Here is a 21,840-nt window from a genome sequence, read left to right as displayed (position 1 = left end):
AAAGTTACATTGAACACCATGTTCGGCATGACAACGGTTTCCATTTCATGTTGCTTATACTGAAGGCATCCATTTAAAATACGGTTGCTTATGTCGTTTTCAGTTTTGGTTGCCCTCTCCTAAGAGGGTCCATAGTTTCCAGCCCCTCATTGATAAATTATATTAATGAGTTACCGCCAACTACGCAATAAAAAAGATAGTTAGATTATAAAAACACAACACGCTCTTCATAGTTGAAAAGATGTATGGTTTTTATTGAGTCTGATAAACTTCCTTTATTCCCTTTAACTAAAGGGGATAAACCTATAGTGAGATCATACTCAGATTTCATAAGAAGCACCGTTCCCCGCGCGAGCGGGGATAATCTCCCCCGCCTGTTCGCGCCGCCAATAACCATGCCACCCTCAGCATAAATTTCGCCAGCCATCACAGCGGGTTAGTTCACGTTCGCTGTAAAATTCCACATTATATCTACGGCTTTGGATGGAAAGGATGATTGCGTCGACAGTTTCTACAGTTCAGGATTTTTTATCATATTGGGGGAAAACTAACCGCTCGGGCAGACCCGGCAACGACCCCTATCATCTGCTGGCCTGGCACTGCCTGGACGTCGCCGCCTGCGCCCTGATAATAGTTAAACGCAATCAGTTCGGCATTAAAGACGTGTTAGCAGCCTGCGGGCTAACCGGTAAAAACGCCGAAAACTGGATAGCCTGGCTATTTGCCTGCCACGATATCGGCAAGTTTGCGCGCGGGTTTCAGCGCTTCGCTACCTTCCCCGGCAGCCCGCTGGTGCCTGCGCTGGCTGGCGTCGCCACCTCTCAGCGCCATGATGCATTAGGTTTCTATCTCTGGAGCACACTCACAAAGCGCTGGCGTGAAAAAGAGAGCGAGAACGAAATATTTAGCGATATTCCTTTAGCCGCGCGCACAAAACTGAAAAAGGCACTCGATGTCTGGATGTCGGTCAGCACCGGCCATCACGGCATCCCGCCCGATACCCACGCGTCCGGGGGTTCGCTGGCCTTTGATGACGCGGATATCACGGCCGCAGAACATTTCCTCGCGGCGCTAAGTCAGTTATTTCCGGTTACCCTGCCCGCCGCCTGGGAAACCCAGGAAGGCACGCAGGCGCTCAGGGAGCACAGTTGGTTTTTCGCCGGTGTAATGACCCTTGCCGACTGGATGGGCTCGGATGAAACCCAGTTTCCGCTAATAAGCGCGCCCATGCCCATCGCCAACTACTGGTCTCAGAGCTGTGAAAAAGCCCGGCGCGCGGCGGCCCGGCTCCCGGCCCACGCCGCCCACAGCGCGTGGCGCTCCCCGCAAACGCTGTTCCCTTTTATCGACACGCTCACGCCGCTGCAGCAATTGGCTACCACGCTGGATATCTCCGCCCCCGGCCCGCAGCTTATTATTATGGAAGACGTGACCGGCGCGGGGAAAACCGAAGCCGCGCTGATCCTCGCCCAGCGCCTGCTGTCTGCCGGCAAAGGCCAGGGGCTTTACGTGGGGCTGCCGACGATGGCGACCGCCAATGCCATGTATCAGCGGCTGGCCGGCGCATACCGCGCGCTGTTTGTGGATGACGCCAGACCATCGCTGATTCTGGCGCACGGCGGGCGCGACATGTCATCGCTATTTCGGGAGTCCGTCTGGCAGCCGGAGAGCGAAACGGCGGAAAATTATAGCCAGGACGACGCCAGCGCCACGGCGGAGTGCCACGTCTGGTTCACCGACTCGCGCAAAAAGGCGCTGCTGGCGGACATCGGCGTCGGCACGCTGGATCAGGTCCTGATGTCCGTGATGCAGTTTCGCCACCAGTCCCTGCGTTTACTCGGCATGCACAATAAAATCCTGCTGCTCGACGAAGTTCACGCCTACGACGGCTATATGGTGAGGCTACTGGAAGGGCTACTGCACTTTCACGCCGCCAGCGGCGGCAGCGCGATCATCCTGAGCGCCACCCTCCCCGCCTCGCTGCGAGAAAAGCTGCTCGCCGCCTTTCACCAGGGGGCCGGTTTTAGCGCGCCGCTGCCGCCCAAAGAGGCCGAATACCCCTGGCTGTCTCACCTGGCGGCTACGGGGCTTGACACGCCGCCGCTGGAAACCCAGCGCGAGGTAAAGCGCCGGGTCGCGGTGGACTGGATATATACCTGCGACGACGCGCTGGCGCTTATCTGGCAGGCAGTTGAAGCCGGCCAGTGCGTATGCTGGATCCGCAACACCGTTGATGACGCCATCGCCGTCTTCCTGCGCCTGCTGAAAGATGGCAGACTGCCCGCCGAGGATCTGCTGCTGTTTCACAGCCGCTTCGCGTTTGCCGACAGAATGGCGATTGAAGAACAGACGCTAAACTGGTTCGGCAAAAGCGCACCGGGGAATATGCGCCGGGGCAAAGTGCTTATCGCGACCCAGGTCGTAGAACAGAGCCTGGATCTTGATTTTGACGTAATGATTTCCGATCTCGCGCCGGTTGATTTATTAATCCAGCGCGCCGGGCGCTTGCAGCGCCATATTCGCGACGCATGCGGGCAATGTAAAACCGAACTTCCCGATGAGCGCCCGTCACCGGTGTTACACATTCTGGCTCCGGAATGGCAGCCCGACGCGAAAAATGGCTGGCTGGGTGAGGCGCTAAGCGGCACCGGCTACGTTTACCCGGATCACGCCACGCTGTGGCGCACCCAGGCGCTGTTGCGCTCGCATGGGGTAATCGATATGCCCGGCAACGCCAGAGCGCTGATCGACGGCGTATATGAGCAAAAAATTACGGCGCCGGACACGCTGCAGGACATCACCGAGCTCACTTTCGACTTAAGCGAGAATAGCGCGCATCAGCCGCCCGGCGGCGTTTCTCCGCCAAAAATCGAGATGTCCGATACGCTGCAGAAAAGCGCCAATGCCGCTTACGGCAAAAACCTCGGTAAGCGCGCCGAGGCCGCGCAATTTCTGCTACAGCGAAATAAGGGCTACTGCCGGAAGGCCAGCAAATTGTTATGGGAAAAGGACGTGGAGTTTTCTACCCGCCTCGGTGAAAAAACCGTCGACGTTTATCTCGCCTGCCAGGATGAAGAAATGCGGCTGCGCCCTATCGTCAACGACAGCGATTTCGGCTGGGAAAAGAGCCGCCTTTCCGTTCGCCTCACCTGGTGGCAAAAGCACGCTGCGGCGCTTAACTGCCCGGACGAAGCTACTCTCGAACAATTCCGCCACCGCATACGGCGCCCGGCGGCGCTGGTAATTATGGTTTCGGCGCAGGGAGAAGCCCCGTATTACAGCAAACGCTTTGGGCTAACCGGTAATACGCCAGTGGCGGAGTGACCTGAATTAAAACGCAGCTTGCCGCCATCGGGCGTCGGCGCGATTACACCGGGCGAGCGCCCCGGCGCGATGGTTACCGCCATTGGGCGTCGGCGCGGTTACGCCGGGCGGGCGCCGCAGCGCGGTGATTGCCGCCCAGAGGCGCCCCAACCGCAACAGGCGGCGCATTTAGACATCCGGGCGCGGCTAACGCAGGAGCGCGGCTTTCATCAAGACAGCCAGCCTGTGCGCCCGGCAGCGGCGGTACGGCACTTTCTTTTGTACAGCCGCTTTAGCAAACATCCAGCCTTAAACGCGCCCGGTTAGCCCCCATCCATATCGTTCAGGCACGGGAAAGTATCTCTTTGCCAGCCCTGAGCTTATTTGCAGGCTGTTCTGCCAGGCTTTTTTTGTGAATATTTATGCTGAGAATCGCCTGCCCGTAGTTTATTCCACCACTCCACCCTATCAATATGTGCGCTATTTAAGGCCGGTTACTGGACTTTATCTCCCATTGGATATCGCATAAAAATACGCGCCGGGCGATTGTCATCCGGCACTTAAGTATTGTGGCGAAACGATAACGTTATGAAATAGCAATAAGGTGATTAATCCGAATAAAAATACCCTAAAACCTCAAAATACCCCCTCACTCATCTTTACTTACCGGCCAAGAATAACCGGTTTTTGAAGTAAAAATTCATTTAAGAATAGTCACCTTGTAAAGTTATCCTTATAAAACAAAAGATTAACACACAAACAATAAAGTGACTTTTCTTAAAGGTTTTATTCGGTATTTTCTTTATCAATCCAGTAAGTACTATCTCAAACCAGAGGGAGCAAATAGGAAGCCCCTTTTTCACATCAACGGAAGATATTCAACACCGGGAAAACAGGAGTTGTAAGATGTTTAGTAAAGGGAAAATTATCGCCGCCGCCGCTCTGGCGCTGGCAGTGAACAGCGCAATGGCCGCTGATAGCGTTGACGTTAAAGTTATCGGTACTATTGTTCCCGCAGCCTGTACTCCAGCGCTGGAAGGTGGTGACACCATCGATTACGGCACGATTAAAGCTGATACCCTCGCTCAGGATGATTACACCGTATTAGCGGAGAAAAACCTAAACTTCTCCATCAAATGTGATGCTGCCGCAAAAATTTCTATTCATGGCATCGATGCCAGAGCGGATAGCATTATCAGACCTGTAGGAAAAACCTTTGGCAGTACGACCATTACAGGTACGTCAAAAATGTTTGGTCTGGGTAAGGCTGACAGCAAGGGAATTGGCAGCTACTTAATGTGGATTGAGCCAGATACCGTATCATTAGATGGTACCACGGGTGCGGATGCTATTTTTACCCGCACTCAGCCAACCTCCACGGCCAAGTGGGAAAAAACCGATGTTAAGGGCGTGCGTCCTACCCAAGGCTATTACTACTCATGGGCCAAAGCTGGCTCTCTACTACCCGTCGCCTTTAAGACCATGACGGGCGCGCTTTCCGTACAGGCCGCCATTAATAAAGGCTCTGAGCTCGATCTGACTAAGGCCGTGCACCTCGACGGTATGTCCACCATTGAAGTGTACTATCTGTAATCACTGCTTCTGTCGTTGATTCATTCCTTATGTGTGAAGGCCCAAAGTTTAGGTCTTATTTACACTGTTAAATGCCGACTAATACTTATCTTGCTTTATATAACTGAATCATATTTAGCACCATGGGAAACAGGAGTTTCATCATGTTCAGTAAAGGGAAAATTATCGCCGCCGCCGCTCTGGCGCTGGCAGTCAACAGCGCGATGGCCGCTGATAGCGTTGACGTTAAAGTTATCGGCACCATCGTCCCAACGGCCTGCACTCCGGCACTGGCCGGCGGCAACACCATCGATTACGGCACCATCAAAGCCAGCAATATCGCACCGGATGACTATACCGTGCTGCCGAAAAAGCTTGTCAATTTTACTATTACCTGTGACGCACCGGCAAAAGTCGCTCTTAAGACCATTGATGCGAAAAGCGACTCATTGGTCCGACCTATTGGCAAAACGATACTGACCGTGGGCGTCGATGATTCCACCCCTATGCAGGGGCTGGGTATGAACGGAACTCAAAAAATTGGCGCTTATCGTATGTTACTCAGCGCGGTTAGCGTCGATGGCGGGACTCCCGTCAAATATCTTCTGTCTAAGGATAATGGCGCTTCCTGGCTTAAGCCGCTTTATGTATGGCTAAGCCCGGGCTCTATAGCCACGGTCGGTACGCTTGACGGCGATAATGCACCGCTGGCTTTCACTACCTTAAATGGAACTTTTCAGCTGCAGGCCGCCATCAATAAAGGCTCTGAGCTGGATCTGACAAAGGCGGTGCATCTCGACGGTATGTCCACCATCGAGCTGTATTATCTGTAATTGTTGCTTTATTCGTTTATTGCTTGCTTGTGCGTTAAGGCCCAGAACCTGGGCCTTATTTCCGCTGCCGAATGCAGGCTAAAACTCACCTTATTTTATGTATAAGAATGATACTTAGCACCGTGGATAACAGGAGTTTTAAGATGTTGGGTAAAGGGAATATTATCGCCGCCGCCGCTATTTTGCTGGCCACCAATGCCGCGATGGCCGCTGATAGCGTTGACGTTAAGGTTATTGGCACCATTGTACCAGCGGCGTGTAAGCCCGCGCTGGCCGGCGGTGACACCATCGATTACGGCACCATTAAAGCCAGCGCCATTAATATGGATGATTACACCTCGCTTCCGATAAAAACCGTCGAATTCTCAATTAAATGCGACGCTCCCAGCAAAGTAGCGATACGCTCCATTGATTTACAAAAAGACAGCAGAGTTATCCCCGTTGGCCAGAAAGCCCTGGATGGAAAAACGTATACTGCTACGTCGAAATATATTGCCGGATTAGGTTCCGATAATGGAAAAAAAGTGGGCGGCTATGGAATGATATTGATTGGTACCGATGTCACTATTGACGGAAGCATCACGCCGGGGGTGATATTTTCTGATAACAACGGCGCATCCTGGAACGGCGGCACCTCAAACTTTGGCGCCTGGATTACGCCAGGAACCAGTAACTACACTTACAGCTTCTCAAAAGATGGTGAAAATACTCCGTTAGCGTTCACCACTTTAACCGGAACACTGCAAACCCAAGCCTATATTAATAAAGGTTCTGAGCTGGATCTCACCAAAGCTGTGCACCTTAACGGGCAAACCACCATCGAACTATATTACCTGTAATTAAATTACACATTCCTCGATCGCTCCTTTGTATAAGGCTCCGCGCGTCGGAGCCTTATTTTTTGAGGTTGCTGCTAACAAAACAGAGAATTAATCCGGCGCAGGTTCACGCAGCCGCGGGCACTTTTTCTATATTTGCTCACAAAATGTGAGCAACATGAAAATTAGTCGGCGCTGCCCGTCTGTTAGCGATATAAGGCGAACGGGCTCACTTAGATGAGCCGACTATCATCCAATTGATTTTTATGTAATATTTTCTCTATTATTCCTTTAAATTGTCTATCTGATGTGCTCAAAACGGTGCGTTTTTGTCAGACAGGCACTCACTCACGCGTTAAGAAATCGCGTATGACGCGCCCCCACTTCCGGATAACAATCTTTCCCTCTACTCTGAAAAACCGGGGCGTAAATGGTGAGTTAGCCCCAGGCACGAGGACCACGCTGGGTTATGGCACGGCATTCCTTAGCGGGTCGGTTTATCCCCGCTTGCGCGGGGAACACTATCAACCGCACCACCATGACGCGATAGTTGCCGGTTTATCCCCGCTCGCGCGGGGAACACTGTCGCAGGGTCAGGCTGCATTCCGGGTGCTGCGGTTTATCCCCGCTCGCGCGGGGAACACCGCGTGGAGAGGATAAAAAAATCTAAAAAATGCGGTTTATCCCCGCTCGCGCGGGGAACACGATGATGGGCATCATCCCCAACAACACAGGCGGCGGTTTATCCCCGCTCGCGCGGGGAACACGCCAACGCTGCCACTGTAATTAATAACCGCTACGGTTTATCCCCGCTCGCGCGGGGAACACCTCACCAGTCAAAACCAGACTGCGACAACATGCGGTTTATCCCCGCTCGCGCGGGGAACACATCAATGTCCACGAAGTCAGGACGCACTACCGCGGTTTATCCCCGCTCGCGCGGGGAACACGTTCTGACGTTGACCGAGTGGATCTCCTCAACCGGTTTATCCCCGCTCGCGCGGGGAACACCCTTAGCGTAACTAGCTGTTTAATATACTATTTATTGGCAAATAAAATCCCACCAAAAAATCGCTCAAAAAAACAGCATCACAAAGAGCGCTAACCGTATGATTTTAAAGAAATAGAAAATAGAGGATAGGGTTGATATCACATTCTACCGAAAAGATGCCTCAAAAATCTTCGCAATGGGGCGTAAACCTCAGCCTTCGTGCAGGCCGCACTCCCGCTTTAAGCCGAAAAAGCGCGTTTCCTCTTCGCTCATGCCCGGTTCCCATTTGCGGGTTGTGTGCGTATCACCGACGGATAAATAACCCTCATCCCACAGTGGGTGATAAGACAGCCCGTGATGCTGCAGGTATTGGTAAACTGCGCGGTTATCCCAGTCGATAATCGGTAGCACCTTAAATATCCCGCGCGCTATCGCCAGTACAGGTAAATGCGCACGGCTGGCGGACTGTTCGCGCCGCAGGCCGGCAAACCAGGTTTGAGCATTTAATTCGCGCAGGGCGCGATCCATCGGCTCAACTTTATTAATTGCATTATATTTTTCAATGCCGTCAACGCCTTGCTCCCAAAGCTTCCCGTAGCGGGCCTCCTGCCAGGCCGCGCTTTGCGCTGCGCGGTACACTTTCAGGTTCAACTGGAGTTTGTCGCTTAGCATATCGATGAAGCGATACGTTTCAGGGAACAAATAGCCGGTATCGGTCAGGATCACCGGGATACCCGGTGCGACCTGGTTGACTAAATGCAGGCACACGGCCGCCTGAATGCCAAAACTTGAGGAAAGCACGTGTTCACCAGGCAAGTGCGCCAGCGCCCACGCAACGCGCGCTTCGGCGCCAAGGGAAGCCAGCCGCTGATTGTCGTGCGCCAGCGCCTGCTCGCGTTCGGCCTGCGGCTGCGCATTTAACGTATTAAGACAGAATTCAGACATCGTTACCTCGTTTATCAGCCTGCCGGAAGTACGCCGGAAACCCGGCGCGTGCGCTACGCCCAAAAATCGCTGGCAGGATCGACGACCGGGCGAATAATACCCGCTCGCACCGTATAATCGCCTAATCCCTCGCCGTCTTGTCGATCCTGCGCCCAGCGGCTAATCAGCTCATCCATAATTTTAATAATTTCCGGCTCGGTGATGTTCTCACGGTACATTCGCGGAATGCGCGTGCCGCTCCGGTTGCCGCCTAAATACAGGTTGTAGCGCCCCGGCGCTTTACCCACCAGCCCCACTTCCGCCAGCAGCGCGCGGCCGCAGCCGTTCGGGCAGCCGGTCACCCGCAGAACAATATGCTCGTCGCGCATGCGATGGGCGGCCATTAGGCCATCGATTTTGTCGATAAAGGACGGCAGAAAGCGTTCGGCTTCCGCCATCGCCAGCGGACAGGTGGGGAATGACACGCAGGCCATCGCGTTTTCGCGCTGAGGCGTCACCGCATTCATTAGCCCGTGTTCCTGCGCCAGCTTTTCAATGTTCAGCTTCTGGCTCTCCGGCACGCCCGCCACAATCAGGTTTTGGTTAGCCGTCAGGCGAAACTCACCGCCGTGAATTTGCGCAATCTTGAGCAGCCCGGTTTTTAACGGCCGGCCCGGGTAATCCAAAATACGCCCATTCTCAATAAATAGCGTCAAATGCCAGCGGTCATCGATGCCTTTTACCCAGCCGATGCGATCGCCGCGCCCGGTAAATTCATACGGGCGAACAGGCGCGAAGCGTAACCCGGCCCGGCGCTCCACTTCAGCCTTGAACGCGTCAACGCCCACCCGCTCCAGGGTATATTTAGTTTTCGCGTTTTTACGATCGGTACGGTTGCCCCAGTCGCGCTGAGTGGTCACCACCGCTTCCGCTACCGCAAGAGTGTGCTCCAGCGGTAGATAACCGAACTCACTGGCAGTGCGGGAATAGGTTTTTTTATTGCCGTGTTCGAAGGAAAGCCCGCCGCCGACCAGTAAATTAAACCCCACCAGCCGGCCGTTTTGTGCAACCGCGACAAAGTTCATGTCATTGGCGTGCAGGTCGACATCGTTTTGCGGCGGGATAACCACGGTGGTTTTGAATTTACGCGGCAAATAGGTCTGGCCGAGGATCGGCTCCTCGTCCGTGGTGGCAATTTTTTCTCCGTCGAGCCAAACCTCCGCATAAGCGCGGGTGCGCGGCAGCAGGTGCTCAGAGATTTTTTTCGCCCACGCATAGGCCTGCGCGTGCAGTTCAGACTCATAAGGGTTTGAGGTGCACAGCACATTACGGTTCACGTCGTTCGCGGTCGCCAGCGAATCCAGCCCGACCGAATGCAGCATCTGATGCGCCGACTTCAGATGCTTTTTCAGAATACCGTGGAACTGGAAAGTCTGACGGTTAGTGAGTCTGATGCTGCCATAGAGCGTATTTTCAGCGGCGAAGCGGTCGATTGCCTGCCACTGTGCCGGCGTTATCACACCGCCGGGCAGGCGGCAGCGCAGCATCATCGCATGGCGCGGCTCCAGCTTTTGCTGGGCGCGCGCGGCGCGGATATCCCTGTCGTCCTGCTGATACATGCCGTGAAAGCGGATCAGCAGAAAGTTATCACCGTTGAATCCACCGGTCAGGCCATCGTGCAAATCTTCCTCAATGGTGCCGCGCAAATAGTTGCTTTCAAGCTTCATGCGTTCGGCATCGGCTAACTTACCGTCGACCACTAAAGGGCCTGGATGTTTGTCGCTCATTAGTAGACATCTCGCTGATAGCGGCGCTCAATGCGCAGCTCGCTTAAATATTCATCCGCCGCATCACGGTCCATGTCGCCAAAATCTGCAATCACGTCCAGCAGCGCCTGTTCCACGTCTTTCGCCATACGGGCAGCGTCGCCGCACACGTAAATATGCGCGCCGTCACCGAGCCAGCGCCAGATTTCCGCGCCCTGCTCGCGTAATTTATCCTGTACGTAGATTTTTTGCCGCTCGTCGCGGGACCAGGCAAGGTCAATTCGGCTGAGTAGTCCTTCTTTGTAGTAGCGCTGCCATTCCACCTGATACAGAAAATCTTCAGTAAAGTGCGGGTTGCCGAAAAATAGCCAGTTTTTACCCGTTGCACCTTCTGCCGCACGCTGCTGCATAAAAGCCCGAAACGGCGCAATGCCGGTGCCGGGGCCAATCATGATAATTGGCGTCTCCGGGCTGGCGGGCAGGCGAAAACGATCGTTATGCTCGATAAATATGCGAACTTCACCGTCTTCTTCAAGCCTGTCGGCAAGGAAACCGGATGCGCCGCCCGAGCGCGCCCGACCTTCGATGTGATAGCGCACGGCGCCGACGGTGATATGCACTTCGTTACCGACTTCCGCCTGCGCAGAGGCGATGGAGTACAGGCGCGGCGTAAGCGGGCGCAATAGTTCAGTCAGCGCCTGAGCGTCTATTTGCGCCGGAGAGAAACGTACCATATCGACAATCGGCGTGGCGGCCGCATAGCGCTGCAGCTTATCGCTATCCCCCACCAGCGGCAGTAGCGCTTCGCTGCGGGTCAGCGTGGCGTAGTTTCCCACTATACCGGCGGTGTTTACCGTGAGTTCAAAGCGCCGCTGCAGGGCTTCGGCCAGCGGCAGCGTTTGCCCGCCGACACTCACCGCGTCGTCTCCGTTGAGCCACAGTAGCCCGATTAACTCCTGCACCAGCGCCGGGTCGTTTTGATACCAGACGCCAAGCGCATCCCCCGGCTGATAGCGCAGACCGGAATCCCCCAACTCAATTTCAATATGGCGCACGTCTTTCTCAGAATCACGCCCGGTTATTTTTTGATTCAGCGCCAGCGTCGCCGTCAGCGGCGCCTGTTTGCTGTAAGGGCTGGAATGTACCTCATTCACCGCGCCGGTTACCGCAGCCCCGGAGGTGGGCGGCTCCCCCTGCGCCACGCGTGACGCCAGCGCCGCAGCAACCCGCGCGCGCCAGGCATCGGCGGCGGCCTGATAGTCCACGTCGGCATCCACGCGGTCTAACAAGCGCTCCGCGCCCAGCTCCGCCAGCCGGGCATCCAGCGCTTTCCCGGCCTGGCAGAAGAATTCATAGGAACTATCGCCGAGGCCAAACACCGCGAACGCGGTGCTATCCAGGCGCGGCGCTTTTTTCGAAAACAGATATTTATGCAGCGCTACCGCTTCTTCCGCGGGTTCGCCTTCTCCCTGGGTTGAGGCCACAACAATCAGCCACTGCTCCGCAGCGATAGTCTTAAATTTATACTCTCCGGCGTTGACCAGGTTAACCGTCAGTTTCGCTGCCAGCAGATCATCGCGCAGGGATTCAGCAACGCGCCTTGCATTCCCGGTTTGGGAAGCGGAGATAAGCGTAATCGCCGGTGCGCCGTGAGTCACCTGCGGCACGGCGCTGGACGCACCGGGCTGAGCGTTCAGCGCGCCCCAGCAATAGCCTGCCACCCACGCTAACTGCGTGGGCGAAAGATCGGACGTCGCCGCCTGCAGCCGCGCGAGCTGCTCCGGGGTGAGCGGCAGCGCCGGCGTAAAGGAGCCTGTGTTGTCATGCGTTATTTTTTCCTCAACCTGCAACCACCCAAACGCGGATTTCCGGCTCTGGCAATCCGATAATCCGTAAATAGATGCCAATAGCGCAGGCGATCGTTTCAGGGTAAACCGACGGCCAGAGAGCCTTAATCGCGGCTTACGTTCAGGTCTGCACCGGGTTTTAACATCAGGGGATAAGGTAACTCAGTGAAAGAATGCGTATGAAAGAAAGGATGGCAATAACAAATAACTAAATGCGCTAACCGCTTTTATAGGTACTGAATATCGCTGAAAGCGGTTATCTATGTTGCTGATTATTAATTAGAAATTCAGATAGCATCGGGCAGGAAATAACTGAAGGGCAAAATTCTCGCACGCGGTGAAGCGGCATTATTTTATTACCGCCGCTGCGTACCCTTTGGATGCCTAATCGGAGACCGCTGTCAGGGAGCGTGCTGACTGAGGGGAGCCGCGAAGTCTATTTCCTGATACGGCATCGATACTGGCAAGAATAAAATGAGTCAATATAAGTAAAATAGGGATAACCCAAAGGCAGCGCTCTGGAATAGCTACGAGCGGCTAACTCGGTATAAACCGGGCCGCTCATCAATTGTGGGTTAACATAGCTGACGATTATGCGTGAAGGCTAGTAACTGGCGATAAAACGGGAGCTGATAGCCCTATCCAGGCCCCACGGCCCGCAGCCTTGTATAATCAGCATAATACAAATAAGGATATAAGACGGCTCGGGTAAATAAAACAGCCAGCTATACCAGGTCAGTATATTCAGGCCGCCCGGTATATGGTGCAAACCCACGGTAAATAGCGCCACAGTGTTGATAATAATGAGCACCAGCGCACCTGGTCGGGTCAGAAACCCTACGGCGACCAGCAAACCGCACAGCATTTCGCACAAAGCCACAAATACAGCCATAAACGTTGGGAAAAATATGCCAGCCTGAATCATAGTTTCCAGCATCAACGCCTGGTTTTCAGGCACAAACACTTTATTAAAACCTGAAGCGAAAAAGAATAAACCCAGAGCAATGCGCATTAACGTCAGCGGTAAATATTTAGCGTTTCCCGGCGAGTTAAGCAGAGGTAACAGGATCTTCGGCATAATGACTCCGAATTTATTAAAGAATACGCCATCATAAGTTCTGCCAAAGTGGCAGTCCAGCCGCAAATAGAACCACTTTGTAGCCAGGCAGAATAAGCAGCCAGTTTAAACCAGCTTTAACATATTTATGTAATATAATGATTTTTAACTTAATCAATAATATATGCTCCAGTGTATTCTCCTAAAAAGCTCCAATTTATAGGCTTCCAATCACCGGTCTCAACGCCGGCTAATTTTAAAAACGCTGGACATCGCTTAAATAAACCCGATGGCACTATTCTTTAAAGTATCCCCGCCGGGTTTAATTAAATGGCAGCACGTTGTTATTTATTAAGGCAGAACGCATATATTTCACTTGCCTGATATTTCGGGGATAGCAATCCCCCTTACTGGCAGCTATGAAAATAACGATTTGCAGGAAGTGACTAATAGATTACAAAAATCGCCTTTCCTGCAGACCAGAACTTCGCTTATCGCAGCCGCATAACACCGCCGCAACCGCCGGCTTTAGCCTACCCGACAACGATGCAGCCAGCGTCGCCGCGTGAAATTTCGGGCTTTAATTAATGCTAAAAAACGTTAATTCCTGTACCCTACGCCGGTTTTTTTGCCATTTTTGCCACTCTGCGAGTCTGTTATGCCAACCGTACTGTTTAAAGATTTCACTTTCGAAGCTGCTCACCGTCTGCCGCACGTGCCGGAAGGCCATAAATGCGGGCGCCTGCACGGTCACTCTTTTATGGTGCGCCTGGAAATTACCGGGGAGGTCGACCCGCATACCGGCTGGGTGATGGACTTTGCAGAGTTGAAAGCCGCGTTTAAACCCACGCTGGATAGCCTCGATCATTACTATTTGAACGACATCCCCGGGCTGGAAAATCCTACCAGCGAAGTACTGGCGCACTGGATTTGGCAGCAAATGAAACCCAATTTACCTCTGCTGAGCGCCGTGCTGGTAAAAGAAACCTGCACCGCAGGCTGCGTCTACCGCGGCGACTAATTCCCGCCTTTGCGGCAGGCATCAAACTCCCCTTTAAACCGCCATGTTAGGGTTGTGCCCTCAGGAAGAGAGGAGCACAGATGGCGGACGACTACGACGTAATTATTATCGGCGCCGGGGTTGCAGGCAGCGCCTGCGCCCTGCTCTGCGCCCGCGCCGGGCTTTCGGTACTGCTTATCGAGCGCGGCGAGCAGCCCGGCAGTAAAAACCTCTCCGGCGGCAGGCTTTACGGCTACGCGCTGGCGGACATCGTTCCCGATTTTCAAACCAGCGCCCCGCTGGAGCGGCACATTACCCGCGAGAACTTCTCCCTGCTCACCGCCGATGGTGATACTACGCTAAGCGGCAACCACCCGGTGAACGAGTCGTGGAGCGTGCTGCGCGCCCGGTTCGATCCCTGGCTGGCGGCCCGGGCCGAAGCGGCGGGAGCGCAGCTACTGTGCGGCGTGACGGCTGAGCGCTTGCATCAGCAGGGAGCGCGCATCGCGGGCGTAGTCTGCGAAGGCGAAGCGCTGACGGCACGGGTAGTGGTGCTGGCGGAAGGGGCAAACAGCGAACTGGCGGAACGCAGCGGGCTGCGCCCGGCACCGGCGCTGGAAAGTATGGCGCTGGGTATTAAAGAGACGCTCGCGCTCGATCCGGCGCTTATGCAGGCGCGCTTTCGGCTGGAAGAAAATGGCGGCCTCGCCTGGCTGTTCAGCGGGCATCTGTTCGGCAGCCAACCCGGCGGCGCTTTCTTATATACCAACCGGCATACGCTGTCGCTGGGGGTTGTCGCGCCGCTCTCTTCGCTGCGCGACGGCCCGGCGGCGGCGGCGACTTTGCTAGGCGCCCTAAAAAATCATCCGTCGGTGCGCCCGCTGGTGCACGGCGCAGAGACGCTGGAGTACGGCGCACATCTGGTGCCGGAAGGCGGCCTACACGCCCTGCCAGCCCGGCGCGCCGGCGCGGGCTGGCTGCTCATCGGCGACGCGCTGGGCACCTGTATTAATACCGGGCTGACGGTGCGCGGCATGGATATGGCGTTACTGAACGCGCAGGCGGCGGCAGAAACGGTCATCGCCCATATCCGCGGCCCGGCTTCGTCACTGCCCGCACTTTACGCCAGCGCGCTGGAAGGCAGCCCGCTGTGGCAGCAGCTCCGGCGCTATCGCCATCATCCTGCGCTGCTGCAAAGCAGCGTCTGGTATCAGCAGGCGCCGGTTTTCTGTCGGGATGTGCTGGCCGAGATGAGCCGCGCCGACGCGCAAGTTTCTCCGTCCCTTTGGCGAACGCTGCTGCGCCACGGCCACCGCGCGGGCTTACGGCGGCTGTCGGCTACTTTACTAAGGAGCTTGAAATGTCTGTAAATGAAAGCCTCGCCCGCAATAGTTACGCTGCGGCGGGGCAGTCGCATATTGTATTGGCGGAAAACATCAGTGAGGCGCAGTTCGCACTGCTGGAAAAAGTCTGCCCCGCCGGGCTGTTTCAGCGCAACGCGGCGGGCGTGGCGATGATAAACTATCGCGGCTGTCTGGAGTGCGGCTGCTGTCGAGTGATTGCGGGCTCTTCAACGCTAAAACAGTGGCGCTATCCGGCATCGGGTTGCGGAATAGCGCTGCGCTTTGGTTAATTAACGTAAGGATCTCTGCGTGACGCTACTTCGCCTGTTGAGACAACATCCCATTATTGCTGCCGTAAAAGATAACGCCAGCCTGCAGCTTGCTATTGATTCCGAGTGCCAGTTTATTTCGGTGCTGTATGGCAATATCTGTACCATCAGCGCGATAGTCCAAAAAATTAAACAGGCCGGAAAGATAGCCTTTATTCATGTCGATTTGCTGGAAGGCGCATCAAACAAAGAAGTGGTGATCCAGTTTCTTAAGCTGGTGACCAATGCCGATGGGATAATCAGTACTAAAGCCAGCATGCTGAAGGCCGCCCGCGCCGAAGGCTATTTTTGCATTCATCGGATCTTTCTCGTGGATTCCATCTCTTTTCACAATATCGACAAGCAGGTCGCCCAGTCGAACGCCGACTGTATCGAGATCCTGCCGGGCTGTATGCCGAAGGTTCTGAGCTGGGTAACGGAGAAGGTGCGCCAGCCGCTGATCGCCGGCGGGCTGGTCTGCGATGAAGAAGATGCCCGCAATGCTCTGGCCGCAGGCGTCGCCGCGCTCTCTACCACCAATACGGATGTCTGGGCGCTGGCAAAGAATCTCAATCGCTAACGCTGCGGCATGCCGCCAGCGCCTGCAGCACCTCTTCCGCATCCCCTACAATTCCCACATCCGCAGCGGCGAACACCGGCGCTGCGGGATCGGTATTAATCGCCACGATAAACTCGCTTTGATTCACTCCGGCCATAAACGCCGCCGCACCGGAAGCGCCGGCGATAATACAGACGGCCGGTGCCACTGCCTGGCCGGAAACGCCCAGCATACGCTGCTCGTCGCAGCCTCCGCACATTATCCGCTGGCGGGTAAACCCGAGTTCAGCCTTCAACGCGTGCGCCAGTTCGGTGAATACAGGCGCACTGGCCCCCTGCCCGGTAGCCAGCACGGCGCGTGCAGATTGTAATGGATGCATAGGTCGTTCAAGACACTGCGGCGGCGAAAGCGCGGCGCGCAGCGGGTGCGGTACGACATTTTCTTCGCTCTCCGGCATTAGCGGATATGCCGCATGCACGGTGGCATCTCGCGCCACAGAGATACACAGCGGCAGCGAACTGTAGGCCAGCATCGCCGTCAGCGCACTGCCATAAGCCGCCTTCACTACGGTTTTATCCGCCACGCTGCACTGGCTGACGCGGCACGCGGCGCTGCCCTGCAGCCGCCAGGCGAGGCGGGTTGCCAGTTCATCGCCCTGCGGCGAACCGGGGAACAGCAGTAGCGTAGCCGGTTGCTGTTGGCATAGCGCCTCAAGCGGTGCCAGCAGCTGCTCCGCCATGAAAAAAGCGCCAGATACCCGCCACAGTATCTGCGGTTGATTCTCCAGCCGATTATTGGCCAGGAAGGCGGCAAGCTCCCGTTCATCGCCCGGCTGCAAAACAATCATTGCGATGGTCATCAGCGCATCCTCCGGCTCAGATAGGTTTCCCAGAGCCGCTGCGCGCTCTCTCGTGCGCTGTCGGCGGCGATAATCTCGCCAGCCCGCTGCGAGGCTGGCCTTGTTAGCGCCGTGCAAGAGAGCGCCGGCGCGCGGCAATCACAGAACGCAACGCGGTCAACCGTTGCATTCGCCGCCGCCAGCCTGGCGCGCATCCCCGGCACCCGCAGCGCCATTTGGCCGCGGTTTTGCACTATTAATACGGCTGACCCGCTCAGCCGCCACTGGCAGCGCTGACTAAGCGTGTCACACTGCGCCGTAAAGCCGCCCGTCTGTGGGTCTGCCTCTAACCCGGTGACGCCACCGAGGCAGGGCCAGCCGAGCATTTCCGCCAGCAGCCAGCCGGTCTGGCCGTTCTGCCCTTCACTGCTTTGGCTGCCCAATAACACCAGCGAAATTGCCTCATCGTTAACCCGCTTGGCAATTTGATGGGCCACTAATGCCGGAGCAAAACGCACATCCGGCGCGCCGGTCACCAGCGAGCGGTGGGTAAACCCCAGCGCCGCTAAATGCCGCAGCAGCGGGATTGCGCGCTCGTCGCCAATCGCGATAGCGCTCAGGGACAGCAGTGGATTATGCTCTTTTGCCTGGAGCATTAGTTCCGCCGCTCCCTGTTCATCATTTCCCATTGTCACGCGCATTAATTCCGGCGTCGGCCCGCTATTCCCCTGTGCCGCCGTCTGCCAGTCAGCCTCACTCAGCATGCCGAGATCCGGCTCGGCTTTAAATGCCAACAGAATGTTCATTGTCTCTTCCCTGCGCCGCTGGGCCGCCGTCGGCGGCATCAACCAGCGATAAATTTTTAGTTTCCGGCGCCCACAGCATCGACACCACCAGCCCGCCCAGCAGTACGCCAACCAGCAGCAACAGCGTGGTGCGCATGCCCCAGTTTGCCAGCGCTACCGGTAGCAGGCCGGTGCTGATTGCCGCACCCAGCCGGCTCATGGATGTCGCAAATCCGACGCCAAGCGAGCGAATATCGGTAGGAAAGCTTTCCGCTGGCAGGATGCCCACCAGGTTGCTGGCGGCGGAAATTGTCATGCTAAATAGAGTAAACAGCAGCAAAATCGCCGGTCCGTGCGCCGGTGGGGTGAACGCCAGCGCGGTAAGCGTAATCGCCAGCAGCAAAAAGCTGCCGATTAAAAATTGCCGCCGGGAGAGTAGCCAGGTGAGTACCAATCCCAATACGGCGCCTACAATAAGCAGCATATTCAGTATCAGGCTGGCGGTTAGCGCATCTTCCAGACCGATGGTTTTCGCGATGGCCGGTAGCCAGGTGTAAATCACGAACCACGGCACTACCAGGCAGATAAAAAACAGGCTGTTGAAGGCCGTGCGCCGCCAATAGCGGGCGGAAAACAGCGTGCTGATGCGACGAGTGGTAGCGACAGATATTTCATCCCCCGGCAGGACATTGGCGCCGAGAAAGCGCCGCACAATATCGTGCGCCTCGCTGATACGCCCCTGACGCATTAGCCAGCGCGGCGACTCCGGGGTACCAAGCCTCATAAGTGTAATAATTAATGCCGGTAGCGCGGTCGAGGCTAGCAGCCAGCGCCATGCACCGGGCGCGCTTTCAATCCACGCATGGCCGGCGACGCTCGCCAGCACGTAGCCGATGGTCCAGACCACGCTGAACATCCCAAGCAGCATGCCGCGATAGCGTTTGGGGGAAAACTCGGCCAGCAGCGTATGGCCAACCGAATAGTCGCCGCCCAGACCAAAGCCTATCAGGATGCGCAGCAAGATAAGCTGCTCGGGTGAGACGACAAAAAACTGTAAAAACGAGGCCAGCGTGATGAGCATAAAACTGAAGGTAAAAATCCGCTGGCGCCCAATACGATCCGAGATCCAGCCCAGGATCAGGCTGCCGAGAAACAGGCCGAATAGCGCAGAACTGCCAATTAGCCCTTCCTGAATTGGCGTGAGCTGCATTTGCGGCTGAAGTGAAATCATGGCGTAACCGATAACCCCCAGCACATAGCCGTCGGTCAGGTGCGCGCCAAACGTCAGCCCGGCGATACGCCAGTGAAAACGGGTAAGTGGAAGGTCGTCCATACGTACCGGTGACGCGTTCATCGTTCCCTCCCTTGTACGAAGAATGGCTTCCCTGCCGGGAAGCCATTAAGACGGTTATTTCTCAATTGGATAGATAGTGCCGGTATTCATTATGCCGTTCGGATCGAACTGTTTCTTCAGCCCTTCCAGCAGCGGCCAGGCGGTGCCGTGCTCCATTTTCGACCAGTGTACGCGGTGTTTGCCGATACCGTGATGGTGCACCATGGAACCGCCAAGATTGATCGTCTCTTCACAGATAATTTTGTTCAGCGGGTTGTGGTATTTGTCTATCTCTTCTTCCGGTTTGCAGTCCACGACGTTGTAGTCATACACGAAGTACATGTTGGTGCCGTTAATGTAGCTATGAGAAGAGTGACCGCCCAGCATCGTGATGTCATCCGCATACGGGAATTCTGTACGGATACGGTGAATAACGCGCTCATAAATTTGGTGGATGCAGCTCCAGTCGCCGGAGACTTCGGTCGTGAAACCCATGTTGCCAGTTTTCAGGATTTGTACCCGCTCGGCGGCCACTTTTTCCGGCCCCCAGTTCAGGTTATTGAACCAGTTTTCAATTAATTTGCTGTCTACGCGCTGGCACTCAGGATAGCGGGCAACGATGTCCGCGATGCCTTCCCCGGTCGCCTGTGCAATACGCGGGTTACCTTCTGCCATAAAGATCAGCACGCATTTACCGTCGGCGAAGTGAGTAAAGTGCTGGGAGCCGTCTTCTGCATCGTACAGGCGGGCGATCGACGGACGATATCCCTCCACCATCACTTCGCGCAGAATGTCGAAACCGAGCTTCATGTCATCCAGGATATAACCGTAAAACAGGTTATTTTCCGGCATAAATTTAAAAATTTTTACCGTAACTTCGGTGATGTAGCACAGCGCCCCTTCGTTACCGATGATGATATGGCGAATATCCGGCCCGGCGGCGCGGCGCGGCACGTTTTTAATGCGGGTGACGGTGCCGTCTGCCAGTACCGCCTCCAGCCCGACCACCATATCTTCAATCGCGCCGTACAGCGTGGAAAATTGCCCGATGCTGCGGGTCGCCACCAACCCGCCCATTTGTGCCAGCGGTTTTGACTGAGGCGAGTGGCCGGTGGTGTAGCCTTTAGCACGCAGCGCATTTTCTAATATTTCCAGCGGTACGCCGCACTGGGCGGTGGCCTGCATATTCTCAATATCAATATCGATGATTTTGTTCATGCCAGAACCGTCAAGAACCAGCGAGTTTTTTACCACGGTTTCCAGCCCGCCTTCGGTGGCAGATGCTCCAGTGCGCGGAACGCCGTTGATTTTGTGCTGATTCATGAACGAAAGCACCCGGGAAACCTGCTCGGTCGAACCTAGTTTCACTACCGCCGCCGGCAAAGGCAGGGTAAAGACGCCGTGAATATCGGCATATTTTCTGAAGCGATCGACGCTGTTTTTCTTCAGTACATTTTCATCGGTAACGACACGCTCAGGGCCGACGATTTCTTTGACCTGTTCAACAATTGCTTCGCGGGATAAAGACATAGTATTTCCTTCCTGATTTAAGAGTAAATATGCAGCAGAAACCGCCCAGTTTCGTTTTCAATATGTTTAAAGGCCCGGAAGAATTAACGGACTAAATATCCGCCATCGACGACCAATAAATGCCCATTCACGTAATCTGATGCGCGGCTGGCGAGAAATACCATGGCCCCCATTAAATCCTGAGTATCTCCCCAACGATTAGCGGGAATATGATCGAGCACGCGTTGATTGGTTTCCGGATTACTGCGCGTGGCGGTAGTAATATCCGTTGCGTAATAGCCGGGCGCAATACCATTAACCTGAATATTATATTGTCCAAGTTCATCACAATAAGATTTCGTTAGGCCAGCAAGAGCGTGCTTGGTTGCTGAATAAGCCGGAGACCACTGGCCGCCCAAATAAGAAAAAAGAGAGCAAATATTAATAATTTTACCGCTCTGCTGGGGGATCATTATTTTTGCCGCTTCATAACTTAATTCAAACGCGGCGGTCAGGTTAACGTTAATCATTGGGTCCCAGTCCGCACGACCAAAATCCAACACTTTATTAAGCTTACAAATACCGGCGTTATTCACCAGGATATCCACGCTGCCGAATCGTTCACAGCAGGCGGCGATAATATCGCGCGGGGCGCCGGGGGCGGTGATATCCACCTGCATAAATTCAACCTGAACGCCCTGCTGTTCAATTAGCTCGCGGGTTTCGCCGTTATCCATAATAAAACTTGGGATAAATAGGTTAGCGCCTGCTTTCGCCAGCGCCAGCGCAAATGCCTGCCCGAGGCCGCTGTTGCCGCCGGTCACAATAGCGGTTTTGCCCTTTAGCGAGAAGAAATCCATTGAAAACGCATTGAGAGATTCGATTGACATAGCTGGCTCCGTATTCCTTTAAGCAAAAAAAAGAAAGGCGACTTCCCCCAAAAGAGGGAAGTCGCCTTTCTCATATTCTCTGGCAACTGAGCGCAATTTTTAACACAGCCACCAAGCATTGAACGTGACGAGAATCACAGCGTTTTATCGCACATATTTTAATT

General features: G+C 55.0%; 16 protein-coding genes, 1 pseudogene and 1 CRISPR repeat array. Of the genes and pseudogenes, 8 read left to right on the top strand and 9 right to left on the bottom strand.

Annotated elements, in window-relative coordinates; genetic code table 11:
• The first annotated feature begins 492 nt into the window (after window positions 1–492).
• The 4 genes from cas3 to SFA31_RS10145 all read left to right on the top strand — a co-directional run bounded on the left by cas3 (window position 493) and on the right by SFA31_RS10145 (window position 6,547).
• Window positions 493–3,324, top strand: coding sequence for a CRISPR-associated helicase Cas3' (gene cas3 / locus SFA31_RS10160; protein ID WP_322837870.1), 2,832 nt, complete (start codon window positions 493–495; stop codon window positions 3,322–3,324).
• An 885-nt stretch (window positions 3,325–4,209) separates the two neighbouring features.
• Window positions 4,210–4,896, top strand: a complete 687-nt coding sequence (locus tag SFA31_RS10155; RefSeq protein ID WP_322837869.1) for a DUF1120 domain-containing protein — start codon at window positions 4,210–4,212, stop codon at window positions 4,894–4,896.
• A gap of 143 nt (window positions 4,897–5,039) precedes the next feature.
• Entirely contained in the window at window positions 5,040–5,708 is a 669-nt protein-coding gene (locus SFA31_RS10150; RefSeq protein ID WP_322837868.1) for a DUF1120 domain-containing protein, read from the top strand.
• A gap of 143 nt (window positions 5,709–5,851) precedes the next feature.
• Complete coding sequence (locus SFA31_RS10145; RefSeq protein ID WP_322837867.1) at window positions 5,852–6,547, top strand: DUF1120 domain-containing protein; 696 nt, start codon at window positions 5,852–5,854, stop codon at window positions 6,545–6,547.
• Between the two features lie 472 nt (window positions 6,548–7,019).
• A CRISPR array of direct repeats spans window positions 7,020–7,537; the repeat unit is 29 nt; unit sequence CGGTTTATCCCCGCTCGCGCGGGGAACAC.
• 190 nt (window positions 7,538–7,727) lie between these two features.
• On the opposite strand, the gene cysH is transcribed toward SFA31_RS10145, so the two are convergent.
• From cysH to SFA31_RS10125, 4 genes and pseudogenes are all read right to left on the bottom strand, one after another.
• Window positions 7,728–8,462: a phosphoadenosine phosphosulfate reductase gene (cysH, locus tag SFA31_RS10140; RefSeq protein WP_322837866.1), complete on the bottom strand. Its 735-nt coding sequence runs from the start codon at window positions 8,460–8,462 to the stop codon at window positions 7,728–7,730.
• Between the two features lie 53 nt (window positions 8,463–8,515).
• Window positions 8,516–10,228 carry an assimilatory sulfite reductase (NADPH) hemoprotein subunit gene (gene cysI / locus SFA31_RS10135; RefSeq protein WP_322837865.1) on the bottom strand — a complete coding sequence of 571 codons (1,713 nt, stop codon included), beginning with the start codon at window positions 10,226–10,228 and terminating at the stop codon, window positions 8,516–8,518.
• A pseudogene (gene cysJ / locus SFA31_RS10130) lies at window positions 10,228–12,032 on the bottom strand (NADPH-dependent assimilatory sulfite reductase flavoprotein subunit). Before cysJ ends, cysI begins: the two are co-directional and overlap by 1 nt.
• A gap of 626 nt (window positions 12,033–12,658) precedes the next feature.
• Window positions 12,659–13,132 (bottom strand): DoxX family protein, encoded by a 474-nt coding sequence (locus SFA31_RS10125; protein ID WP_322837864.1) that lies wholly within the window; start codon window positions 13,130–13,132, stop codon window positions 12,659–12,661.
• A 637-nt stretch (window positions 13,133–13,769) separates the two neighbouring features.
• On the opposite strand from SFA31_RS10125, the gene queD reads away from it, so the two are divergent.
• The 4 genes from queD to SFA31_RS10105 all read left to right on the top strand — a co-directional run bounded on the left by queD (window position 13,770) and on the right by SFA31_RS10105 (window position 16,342).
• Complete coding sequence (gene queD / locus SFA31_RS10120; protein ID WP_322837863.1) at window positions 13,770–14,132, top strand: 6-carboxytetrahydropterin synthase QueD; 363 nt, start codon at window positions 13,770–13,772, stop codon at window positions 14,130–14,132.
• 80 nt (window positions 14,133–14,212) lie between these two features.
• Window positions 14,213–15,481 carry an FAD-dependent oxidoreductase gene (locus tag SFA31_RS10115; RefSeq protein ID WP_322837862.1) on the top strand — a complete coding sequence of 423 codons (1,269 nt, stop codon included), beginning with the start codon at window positions 14,213–14,215 and terminating at the stop codon, window positions 15,479–15,481.
• On the top strand, window positions 15,472–15,744 hold the full coding sequence (locus tag SFA31_RS10110; protein WP_322837861.1) for a ferredoxin family protein: 273 nt from the start codon (window positions 15,472–15,474) through the stop codon (window positions 15,742–15,744). The genes SFA31_RS10115 and SFA31_RS10110 overlap by 10 nt, the downstream gene beginning before the upstream one ends.
• 19 nt (window positions 15,745–15,763) lie before the next feature.
• Window positions 15,764–16,342, top strand: coding sequence for a glycerol-3-phosphate responsive antiterminator (locus SFA31_RS10105; protein ID WP_322837860.1), 579 nt, complete (start codon window positions 15,764–15,766; stop codon window positions 16,340–16,342).
• Here the strand turns inward: SFA31_RS10105 and SFA31_RS10100 are convergent.
• The 5 genes from SFA31_RS10100 to SFA31_RS10080 form a co-directional block, all read right to left on the bottom strand.
• On the bottom strand, window positions 16,332–17,180 hold the full coding sequence (locus tag SFA31_RS10100) for an FAD-binding protein (RefSeq protein ID WP_322837859.1): 849 nt from the start codon (window positions 17,178–17,180) through the stop codon (window positions 16,332–16,334). The genes SFA31_RS10105 and SFA31_RS10100 overlap by 11 nt on opposite strands.
• On the bottom strand, window positions 17,180–17,965 hold the full coding sequence (locus SFA31_RS10095; protein WP_322837858.1) for an electron transfer flavoprotein subunit beta/FixA family protein: 786 nt from the start codon (window positions 17,963–17,965) through the stop codon (window positions 17,180–17,182). The genes SFA31_RS10100 and SFA31_RS10095 overlap by 1 nt, the downstream gene beginning before the upstream one ends.
• On the bottom strand, window positions 17,943–19,322 hold the full coding sequence (locus SFA31_RS10090) for an MFS transporter (protein WP_416208351.1): 1,380 nt from the start codon (window positions 19,320–19,322) through the stop codon (window positions 17,943–17,945). Before SFA31_RS10090 ends, SFA31_RS10095 begins: the two co-directional genes overlap by 23 nt.
• A gap of 30 nt (window positions 19,323–19,352) precedes the next feature.
• Window positions 19,353–20,807, bottom strand: coding sequence for an FAD-binding oxidoreductase (locus tag SFA31_RS10085; RefSeq protein WP_322837856.1), 1,455 nt, complete (start codon window positions 20,805–20,807; stop codon window positions 19,353–19,355).
• A gap of 83 nt (window positions 20,808–20,890) precedes the next feature.
• Window positions 20,891–21,676 carry an SDR family oxidoreductase gene (locus SFA31_RS10080; protein WP_322837855.1) on the bottom strand — a complete coding sequence of 262 codons (786 nt, stop codon included), beginning with the start codon at window positions 21,674–21,676 and terminating at the stop codon, window positions 20,891–20,893.
• Between the last annotated feature and the right edge of the window lie 164 nt (window positions 21,677–21,840).

This window comes from Erwinia sp. HR93, assembly GCF_034555055.1.
Classification (GTDB): domain Bacteria; phylum Pseudomonadota; class Gammaproteobacteria; order Enterobacterales; family Enterobacteriaceae; genus Apirhabdus; species Apirhabdus apintestini.
The sequence above is the reverse complement of the archived record's forward strand: the minus strand, read 5'-3'. Positions and strand labels throughout refer to the sequence as shown.

Bases quoted from the DNA above. Each gene is read 5' to 3' on its own strand.
- cas3 (WP_322837870.1), top strand. From the start codon at position 493: ATGATTGCGTCGACAGTTTCTACAGTTCAGGATTTTTTATCATATTGG.
- SFA31_RS10155 (WP_322837869.1), top strand. From the start codon at position 4,210: ATGTTTAGTAAAGGGAAAATTATCGCCGCCGCCGCTCTGGCGCTGGCA.
- SFA31_RS10150 (WP_322837868.1), top strand. From the start codon at position 5,040: ATGTTCAGTAAAGGGAAAATTATCGCCGCCGCCGCTCTGGCGCTGGCA.
- SFA31_RS10145 (WP_322837867.1), top strand. From the start codon at position 5,852: ATGTTGGGTAAAGGGAATATTATCGCCGCCGCCGCTATTTTGCTGGCC.
- cysH (WP_322837866.1), bottom strand. From the start codon at position 8,462: ATGTCTGAATTCTGTCTTAATACGTTAAATGCGCAGCCGCAGGCCGAA.
- cysI (WP_322837865.1), bottom strand. From the start codon at position 10,228: ATGAGCGACAAACATCCAGGCCCTTTAGTGGTCGACGGTAAGTTAGCC.
- SFA31_RS10125 (WP_322837864.1), bottom strand. From the start codon at position 13,132: ATGCCGAAGATCCTGTTACCTCTGCTTAACTCGCCGGGAAACGCTAAA.
- queD (WP_322837863.1), top strand. From the start codon at position 13,770: ATGCCAACCGTACTGTTTAAAGATTTCACTTTCGAAGCTGCTCACCGT.
- SFA31_RS10115 (WP_322837862.1), top strand. From the start codon at position 14,213: ATGGCGGACGACTACGACGTAATTATTATCGGCGCCGGGGTTGCAGGC.
- SFA31_RS10110 (WP_322837861.1), top strand. From the start codon at position 15,472: ATGTCTGTAAATGAAAGCCTCGCCCGCAATAGTTACGCTGCGGCGGGG.
- SFA31_RS10100 (WP_322837859.1), bottom strand. From the start codon at position 17,180: ATGACCATCGCAATGATTGTTTTGCAGCCGGGCGATGAACGGGAGCTT.
- SFA31_RS10095 (WP_322837858.1), bottom strand. From the start codon at position 17,965: ATGAACATTCTGTTGGCATTTAAAGCCGAGCCGGATCTCGGCATGCTG.
- SFA31_RS10085 (WP_322837856.1), bottom strand. From the start codon at position 20,807: ATGTCTTTATCCCGCGAAGCAATTGTTGAACAGGTCAAAGAAATCGTC.
- SFA31_RS10080 (WP_322837855.1), bottom strand. From the start codon at position 21,676: ATGTCAATCGAATCTCTCAATGCGTTTTCAATGGATTTCTTCTCGCTA.